Origin of the sequence: Mesorhizobium sp. B2-4-3 (assembly GCF_006442815.1) — a bacterium.
GTDB lineage: Bacteria > Pseudomonadota > Alphaproteobacteria > Rhizobiales > Rhizobiaceae > Mesorhizobium.
In genome coordinates, this window is record NZ_VFVL01000041.1 from 36,386 (window position 1) to 44,149 (window position 7,764).

At 65.6% G+C, this 7,764-nt stretch carries 7 protein-coding genes, 1 pseudogene and 1 riboswitch; of the genes and pseudogenes, 1 reads left to right on the forward strand and 7 read right to left on the reverse strand.

Annotated features, from left to right (window positions below):
* Positions 1-276: 276 nt before the first annotated feature.
* From FJ956_RS27505 to FJ956_RS27530, 6 genes are all read right to left on the reverse strand, one after another.
* Positions 277-1,524 (reverse strand): HlyD family secretion protein, encoded by a 1,248-nt coding sequence (locus FJ956_RS27505; RefSeq protein WP_140683225.1) that lies wholly within the window; start codon positions 1,522-1,524, stop codon positions 277-279.
* The gene (locus FJ956_RS27510; protein ID WP_140683222.1) at positions 1,521-2,000 is read right to left on the reverse strand and encodes a MarR family transcriptional regulator; all 480 of its coding nucleotides are present in this window, start codon (positions 1,998-2,000) and stop codon (positions 1,521-1,523) included. Before FJ956_RS27510 ends, FJ956_RS27505 begins: the two co-directional genes overlap by 4 nt.
* 156 nt (positions 2,001-2,156) lie before the next feature.
* Entirely contained in the window at positions 2,157-3,143 is a 987-nt protein-coding gene (locus FJ956_RS27515) for an iron ABC transporter permease (protein ID WP_140683308.1), read from the reverse strand.
* A 343-nt stretch (positions 3,144-3,486) separates the two neighbouring features.
* Positions 3,487-4,434, reverse strand: coding sequence for an ABC transporter substrate-binding protein (locus FJ956_RS27520; protein ID WP_140683219.1), 948 nt, complete (start codon positions 4,432-4,434; stop codon positions 3,487-3,489).
* A 41-nt stretch (positions 4,435-4,475) separates the two neighbouring features.
* Positions 4,476-5,264, reverse strand: a complete 789-nt coding sequence (locus tag FJ956_RS27525; RefSeq protein ID WP_140683216.1) for an ABC transporter ATP-binding protein — start codon at positions 5,262-5,264, stop codon at positions 4,476-4,478.
* Positions 5,261-5,644: a DUF1636 family protein gene (locus FJ956_RS27530; RefSeq protein ID WP_181170358.1), complete on the reverse strand. Its 384-nt coding sequence runs from the start codon at positions 5,642-5,644 to the stop codon at positions 5,261-5,263. Before FJ956_RS27530 ends, FJ956_RS27525 begins: the two co-directional genes overlap by 4 nt.
* A gap of 196 nt (positions 5,645-5,840) precedes the next feature.
* Positions 5,841-6,046: riboswitch (cobalamin riboswitch) on the reverse strand.
* Between the two features lie 234 nt (positions 6,047-6,280).
* Here FJ956_RS27530 and FJ956_RS30940 point away from each other — a divergent pair.
* A pseudogene (locus tag FJ956_RS30940) lies at positions 6,281-6,557 on the forward strand (AraC family transcriptional regulator); the annotation flags it as partial.
* 75 nt (positions 6,558-6,632) lie between these two features.
* On the opposite strand, the gene FJ956_RS27540 reads toward FJ956_RS30940, so the two are convergent.
* Positions 6,633-7,568, reverse strand: a complete 936-nt coding sequence (locus tag FJ956_RS27540) for a bifunctional helix-turn-helix transcriptional regulator/GNAT family N-acetyltransferase (protein WP_140683207.1) — start codon at positions 7,566-7,568, stop codon at positions 6,633-6,635.
* Positions 7,569-7,764 lie beyond the last annotated feature (196 nt).

The following is a 7,764-nucleotide window of genomic DNA, read 5'->3' on the forward strand; positions in this document are numbered from 1 at the left end:
CAGCTAACAAAAATGCGTATATTGGGTTCCCGGGCGGCAAAGCCTTCGTTGAGAGATCTTCATCGCGGTGGGACGCGACTATCGATGTGGGGGTTACATCGACCGAAAGTCTCTGTTGGAGCGGATGCCTGCCGCCCGGAAACCTGAGGACCGACGGGTCCGTGCCAGCCTCAGCTTTCGAACGAGCCGCCATGCGGCTTGCCTATCTGATCCTGCCACGTCTCCACCAGACCAATCCCCTCAATGCCCGCCGGATCGCGACGGGCTTCGCTGTCTTTACTGCGCCTGCTCCCCTGCGGTGGCGTGACCGAAGACCGACGGCAGGCCGCGCGCCACGCCGGTGTCAACGGTGACGGTGGCGCTCATGCCGGTGCGCAACGCCATCTTGGCATCGGGATCGGTCAACTCCAGACGTACGGGAATGCGCTGCGTGACCTTGACCCAATTGCCGGTGGCGTTTTGCGCGGGCAGCAGCGAGAACTCCGCGCCCGTGCCGGCGCCGATCGCCTTGACGGTCGCCTCGAAGGTGCGGCCCGGATAGGTGTCGACGACGATCTCGGCCTTCTGGCCCGGCTTCATATGGGTGAGCTGGGTCTCCTTGAAATTGGCGTCGATCCAGGTGTCGCCGGTCTCGACCAGCGCGAAAAGCGGCGTGCCGACGGACACATACTGGCCGACCTTGAAGGACGCGGCCTGGTAGATGACGCCGTCCGCCGGCGCCTTCACCGTCGTCTGCGCCAGATCGTAGGCGGCCTTGTCGCGCGCGGCCAAGGCCGCCATCACGGCCGGATGCTTGTCGGTCTCGATGTCCGGATTGCCGCCGAGCGCCGCCTTGGCGCTGACGATGCCCTGCTCCGCGACGGCCAGCTGCTGCTTGGCCTTGTCGAGGTCGTTGCGGGCCTGGTCGAGCGACGACTTGGCGTTGATGCCCTTCTGCGCGAGATCGGCGGCGCGGCCATATTGCGACTGCGCATAGTCGACCTCGCTGGAGGCGGACTTTTCCTGCGCCATCGCCTGGCTGTAAGCGGCGCGCAGCTGCTCGACATTGAGGCGCGCCGCGGCGACCGCCGCGTCGGCCTGGGCCAGCGCGATCCTGTAAGGCTCGGGATCGATGACGAAGAGAAGGTCGCCCTGCTTGACCAGCTGGTTGTCGGCGATGCCGACCTGGACGATACGGCCGGCCGTGTCGGAGGCGACCGAAATCCTGGCCTGCTGCAGATTGGCGTTTTCGGTTTCCTGATAGCGCCCGCCCGTCACCCAGACATACGCGCCGCCGGCAAGCAGGGCCAACGGCAGGGCGACCATCAGGAGGAAACGGCCGAGGCGCCGTTTCTTCTTCGGCGCGGCTGGTGCCGGCTGCGGCGCAGGCGCCACCGCGACCGGAGCGGCAGCTGGCTGCGCCGGGGCTTCAGCAACCGGCTGCGCCGGCGCATTGGCGACCGGCTGGGCCGACGCATTAGCGACCGGCTGCGCCGGCGCAAGCTTGGTGACGTTGTCGTCTTCTAGCTTCGCTGCCGCGCTCATGCTGCTGCGCCTTCCGCACTCTTCATCTTTTCCAGGGACGACGTCTCGGCGTCCGTCAAATTCTGCACGATGGTGTCCAGCACGCGGATCAGGACGCGGCGTTCTTCCGCCGACACGCCGGTCAGCGATTCCTCATAGACCTCGCCGGCCAGGCTCTTGACGTCGGCATAGGCCGCGTTCGCCTTCTCGGTCGGGAAGATCATGCGCACGCGCCGGTCGGTCGCGTCCTGGCGGCGCTCGATCCAGCCGCCCTCCTCCATGCGATCGACCAGGCGTGATACGCTGATCGGCTCGATCTCGAGGAGCTCGGCAAGCCGCGCCTGCGCGACGCCGGCCTCCTTGGCGACGCGCACGAGCAGCCGCCATTGCGCCGAGGAAAGACCCAACCCACTGGCGCGCGCCTCGAAACGCTTGCGCATCAGGCGCTGCACGTCGTGGATCAAAAACCCCAATCTGTCGATACCATCTGAAACCATGAGCGAGATATATAATAAGCGTGCTTACTATTCAAGTGGATGCTTTGTGCCAGAAGCCGGCAAATCGACATGGCAGCAAGGCAAGGTCGCTTACGGTTAGCGATCGATGAACGTGCAGGGGTCGGTGCCGGCAGGCCCCGCCCCAAGGCCAGGAGATCATGGCCGGTGGCGCACCAGCATGGTGACGACGAAGAAGGCGCCGAGCGAGCTCGTGATGATGCCGATCGGCAGTTCCTGCGGCGGCAAAAGCGTGCGGGCGAGCAGATCGCTGGCCAAAAGCAGGATCGAGCCGAACAGCGCGCAGATCGCTATCATGGGCCGGTGCAGCGACCCGGCCAGCGGCCGGCCGAGATGCGGGATCATCAGGCCGACGAAGCCGATCACGCCGGCCACGGCAACGAGAATGGCAGTCGCCAGAGCGGCGACGAGGAATGTCGTGCGGCGCATCCTCGCCACCGGCACGCCGAGGCTCTCCGCGGCGCTTTCACCGGCGAGGAAGGCATCGAAGCGGCGGTGGTTCCACAGGCCGTAGGCGAGGATGACGCCGGCGCCCAGCGCCGCCAGGCCGATATTGTCCCAGCGAGCAAGACCAAGCCCGCCCATGGTCCAGAACAGCACCGAATGCGCGGCGCGCTGGTCGCCGGCGAAGACGAGGTAGTTGGTCAGCGCGGTGAACATGAAGGAGACGGCGAGGCCGGCAAGGATCAGCCGCTCGGGTCCCTGCCCCCTCACCCGCGACACCAGCAGAAGCACGATCGCCGCCGCCAGCACGCCCCCGGTGAAGGCGGCAAGCGGCAGCGTCCAGATGCCGAAACTGTCGCCGAAGACGGTGATGACGGAGACCGCGCCGGCGGCCGCGCCCGAGGAGAGGCCGAACAGGAACGGGTCGGCGAGGTCGTTGCGGGTGACGGTCTGCAGCAGCGCGCCGACGACGCCGAGGCCGGCGCCGACGGCAATCGCCAGCAGCGTGCGCGGCAGCCTCAGGTCGACGACGATGCTGCCGACCGGACCCGATGGAGTCCGGCTGTCCAGCCCGGCCGCATGCGCCAGCGCGCCGACGACCTCGCGCAAGGATATCAGCGTCGAGCCATAGGCGATCGAAAGCAGCGCAAGCGCGGCGAGCAGGATCGCGCCCAGCACCATTGCCAGGACAAAGGAACGATATCGCACGTTCACGTCGTGAGACCTGTCATCGCCCCGCCGGTGTTCGAGAGTTGCGGAAGCCTCACCGAGGTCGTCATTCCAGGGCGAAGCAGGAGCGAAGCTCCGTCGCGGAGACCCTGGAATCCATGCCGTGACCTCGCGCGCGACGTGCCACGGCGCAGAATTCTGCAGCGTTGCGACACTCGAAGGTCACGGAATGGATCCTCGGGTCTGCGCCGCGTCGCTTCGCTCCTTGCTCCGCCCGTGGATGACGAACTCGCGGATGTTTCTGCCAATCTCACAGGCGGATGATCCATCGACGGAAAGGCTCCTACCACAAGACCTAAAACGCTTCCGGATGCATGGCCCTGGCGATCTTGCCGATCGCCTCGATGTTGGCGGGTCCGGGCGTCAGCTCGGCGTAGCGCAGCGCCACGAAGCGCTCGTTCCTGACAGCGTCCGTCTGCTTCATGGCCGGATGGACTTTAAGAAAATCGAGCAGTTTCCTGTAGCCGCCGCCATCCTGGTAATCGAGCAGGATGAGGAACTGCGGATTGCGCGAGGCGACCGTCTCCCAGTCGGTGTCGCCCCAGCTCGTCGCCATGTCGGCCATGATGTTTTCCCCACCCGCGGCGGCGATCATGGCGTTGGGGATGGCGAACTTGCCGGCGGTGAAGGGCCTGTCCTCGCCGGAATCGTAGAGGAACACGCGCGTGCCCTTGGCGTTGCCGACCTTGGCGGTGATATCGGCAAGCTCGGCCTTCCAGCCGGCGACCAGCTTTTCGGCCTCCGTCTGCTTGCCGAAGATCTTGCCGAGCTTCTCGACGTCGCCATAAAGCAGGTCCATCGAGGCGGCGGGCCGGTTCTTGTCGAGATGGACGCAGCTCTCGGTCAGCACCAGCGTCTTGATGCCGTGCGGGGCGAGCGTGTCGGGCGTGACCTCGCCGCCCGGTTTCATGCCGTAATACCAGCCGGCGAAGAAGAAATCCGGCTGCGCGGCGACGAGGTTTTCCAGCGTCGGATATTTTGGCGCCAGCTCCGGGATGGCGCCCTGCTCGGCTTTGAACTCGGGGCCGACCTTGTACCAGCCGGTGATGCCGGTGAGCCCGACGATGGACGGCTGCAGCTTCAGCGCGAAAGCCATCTCGGCCATGTTGAGATCCTGGATGACGGCGCGCTTCGGCGGCGCGTCGAAGGTGAGCGGCTTGCCGCAACTGTCGACCGTGACCGGGAAAGCGAAGGCGGCCGAGGCGACGAGCGACAGGGCCAGCGACAAGGCGAGGCGTTTCACGAGATGATGCTCCTTGTTGGGATTGTTCGGGTCGGGCAGGTTCAGGATGGCGAGGAAGCGCGCGTAGGCAGCTCGAAGACGGTGAGCTCGCGGTCCTCGGTCGGGTGCCGCAGGCGCAGCACGTCGATGCCGAACACCTCGCGGATAAGCGGCTGCGCCAGCGCCTCGCGCGGCGGCGCCAGCGCGTGCAGCCGGGCGTTGCTCATCACCGCGACGCTGGTGGCGAAAGGCGCCACAAGCGCGAGATCGTGCAGCACGGCGACCACGGTCATGCTGAGTTCGGCCACCAGCTCGAGCAGTTCTGCGCGGGCGCGCGGGTCAAGATGGTTGGTCGGCTCGTCGAGGAACAGTATCTTCGGCTCTTGCGCGATGGCGCGCGCGAGCTGCGCGCGCTGGCGCTCGCCGCCGGAGAGCGAGCCGATGGCGCGCGCGAGCAACGGCAAGAGCCCGGCCCGGCGCAGCGCTTCGACGACGATGTCGCGGTCGTCGTGCCGGCGCCTCAGGGCGGCATGCGGGACGCGACCAAGCTCGACATAGTCGATCAGCGCCAGCCGTGGATCCGGCTGGTCCGTCTGGCCGACGACGGCGATGCTGAGCGCCCGCTCGGCGGCGGTGATCCTGTCCAGCCGGCGTCCGGCCAGGCGAACCTCGCCGCGGCTCGGCGACAACGCGCCGCACAACATGCGCAGCAGCGTCGTCTTGCCGGCGCCGTTCGGGCCGATGATGGCGAGGCGCTCACCAGCCGCCAGCGACAGGCTGACATCCTCGACCAGCGTCCGGCCGTTTGCCGTGGCGCGCAGATCGCGGGCTTCAAGCAGGAGCGCGCTCACCGGACTTGCTCCCTGGCCTTCCCCACGGCGGGGATGCGCGCCAGTATCTTGCCGGCCAGCCTTGCCGGGCGCTGGCCGGAATTGCACCAGCCGTCGGGCAGCGAGGCATAGAGCCTGGCAAATTCGGCCAGCGCGCCGGCATCGGTGCCCCTGTCGATGGAACCGAAGAGATAGCTGGCTTTGCCTTCCGCCTTGAAGGCCACAGTCAGCGGCCGCGAGCAGCCAGCCATGCAATCGATGGTCTCGATGGCAAAGGAAGGTGCCGGATGCAAGGAAAGCCTGGAGCGCAGGTCGGCGCACAAATCGCCGCCGGACCTACGCCCGGTCACGGTATCGCGGCACAGCGAACAGACGATGATGCGATGGCTTGAGCGTTTCACCGTTTCACGGAAACGGCGAACCGCTCTATCTCTTTGTTTTGACGCAATTCCAGACGGAAAACCGCTACACACTTTTCCTGGAATTGCTCTTGAAGCGTCCAACATTTCCGTCACTTCCCAAAAATGGCGACGGAAGGATGCTGGACGAGCCGGCCGACAAGACCGGTGCCCGCGTCTCCTCCCGGCACACCCCGTCCGGTCAACTCGTGTCGATGGCAGGTCTCCTGGCTCGCGGGTCGTTACGCCATCCGCCTTCCCAGCCTTGCCGGCCAGTGGCGTTTCGGATGGAGCTCGCCGCTCACAGTTGCGGGGGCAGCCACGGCCTCGACCCAGAGGAGCCTCACCGTGTTCCCTTTTCACCCCTCGCCTTGCGGCTCGGGGACCATGACGCAGCTATCGTAGGTTGTCCGCGCGCGAGTCGCAACGGGCTTCCGTCTGCCCCTCGCGCCAAAGACATGGCGGGATTGTCGTGTCGTTGCCGCAAGTCGTTCATTTCCTTTTGATATGTAATAACATTACTAGTTAGGGCATACTGCCTTGGCTTGTCAACGTCGTTCGACTTCGCTCGAAGCGCAATTTCGATCAAACTGGCCGCCGGCGCGGGGACTAGTGTCGCCCGGCCAAATGCGAGGAACCATGAACCCGACCGAGAAAGCGCTGTGGTTTGTCGAAAGCCATCTCCCGGACGCGATCAGTCTCGACGAAATAGCAGCAAGCAGCGGCGTGTCGCGCTTCCATGTGACGCGCGCCTTCGGCGCCGCCACGGGACGGTCGGTCATGGGTTATATGCGGGCGCGCCGCTTGAGCGAAGCGGCGCGCAAGCTGGCCGGCGGCGCGCCCGATATTCTTTCGGTCGCGCTCGATGCCGGCTACGGCTTTCACGCGGGCCTTTCGCGATGCGTTCGGCACCACGGCAATGGCGGGTTGGGATCTGGCCGCCGATTAAGGGTTGAGCGCCTTCCTTCCCCTTGTGGGAGAAGGAAGAGCGCTAAAGCTCCAAATCCCAGGTCTGGCCAACCAGATCCTTGCCGAAGGAATGGTGGCGCTCTTCCTCGACCAGCTTGAAGCCGGCAGCCTGGTAGATGCGGCGGGCCGCGCCCAGTATGTCGTTGGTCCATAGGGTCAGCGTCTTGTAGCCCTTGGCGTGCGCGAAGGCGATGCATTCGTCGACCAGGCGCGCGCCGATGCCGAGGCCGCGCGCCGATGGCTCGACATAGAGCAGCCTGAGCTTCGCCACCTCCGGCGACTTGCGCACGACGAAGACGGAACCGACAACCTCGCCCGCGCGCTCGGCGATCCAGGCGCGCTCCCACTTCGGATCGAATTTCTTGACGAATTCGCCAAGGATCTCGGCGACCAGCGCCTCGAAGGTCCCGTCCCAACCATACTCCTGCGTGTATAGCATGCCCTGGCGGCGCGTGATCCAACCGATGTCGCCGACCTGCAGCGGCCGCAGGATGTAGGCTTCCTTCGGTTCGGGTTTGTCGCCGAGCAGCTCCTGTACGGTGCGCATGGCCTTGACCAGCCGCTCCTGGTCGACGGGCGCCAGGCGATCGAGCAGCGCCCGCACCTGGTCGTGCGAATCCTGGTTGAGCGGCGCGAAGGCCTGCCTGCCCGCAGGCGTCAGCGCGATCGAGGCGCGGCGCGCATCCGCCTCGCTTGCTTCGCGCTCGACCAGACCGCGCTCCTCGAATTTCTTGAGAAGACGGCTGACATAGCCGGGGTCGAGGCCAAGCTCGCGCACCAGGTCGCTGGCGACCAGCCCGTCGCGGTTGGCAAGCTCATAAAGCACCCGCGCCTCGGTCAGCGAGAACGGGCTCTTCAGCAGGCCTTCGTCGAGAAGACCGATCTGGCGTGTGTAGAAGCGGTTGAAGGACCGGACCGTGTCAATGCGCTCCTTGCCGGGGTGGTCGTGGATCGTCATCGGGATTTCCTCCTGTCACGGACAGGATCGATCATTTAGTTGACTTAGTCAATGAATACAGCGAGCGGGACCCAACACAACTTCGTCATTCTAGGGCGGAGCAAGGAGCGCAGCGACGCAGCGCAGACCCTCTTATGACCGTGGTCAAGAGTGATGGATGAACTTTTCCGCCCCATGTCGTTTGTCACAGGTTTGT

What these genes read in the sequence shown, in the direction of transcription:
- FJ956_RS27505 (WP_140683225.1), bottom strand. Translation starts at nt 1,524, where the DNA reads ATGAGCGCGGCAGCGAAGCTAGAAGACGACAACGTCACCAAGCTTGCG.
- FJ956_RS27510 (WP_140683222.1), bottom strand. Translation starts at nt 2,000, where the DNA reads ATGGTTTCAGATGGTATCGACAGATTGGGGTTTTTGATCCACGACGTG.
- FJ956_RS27515 (WP_140683308.1), bottom strand. Translation starts at nt 3,143, where the DNA reads ATGGTGCTGGGCGCGATCCTGCTCGCCGCGCTTGCGCTGCTTTCGATC.
- FJ956_RS27540 (WP_140683207.1), bottom strand. Translation starts at nt 7,568, where the DNA reads ATGACGATCCACGACCACCCCGGCAAGGAGCGCATTGACACGGTCCGG.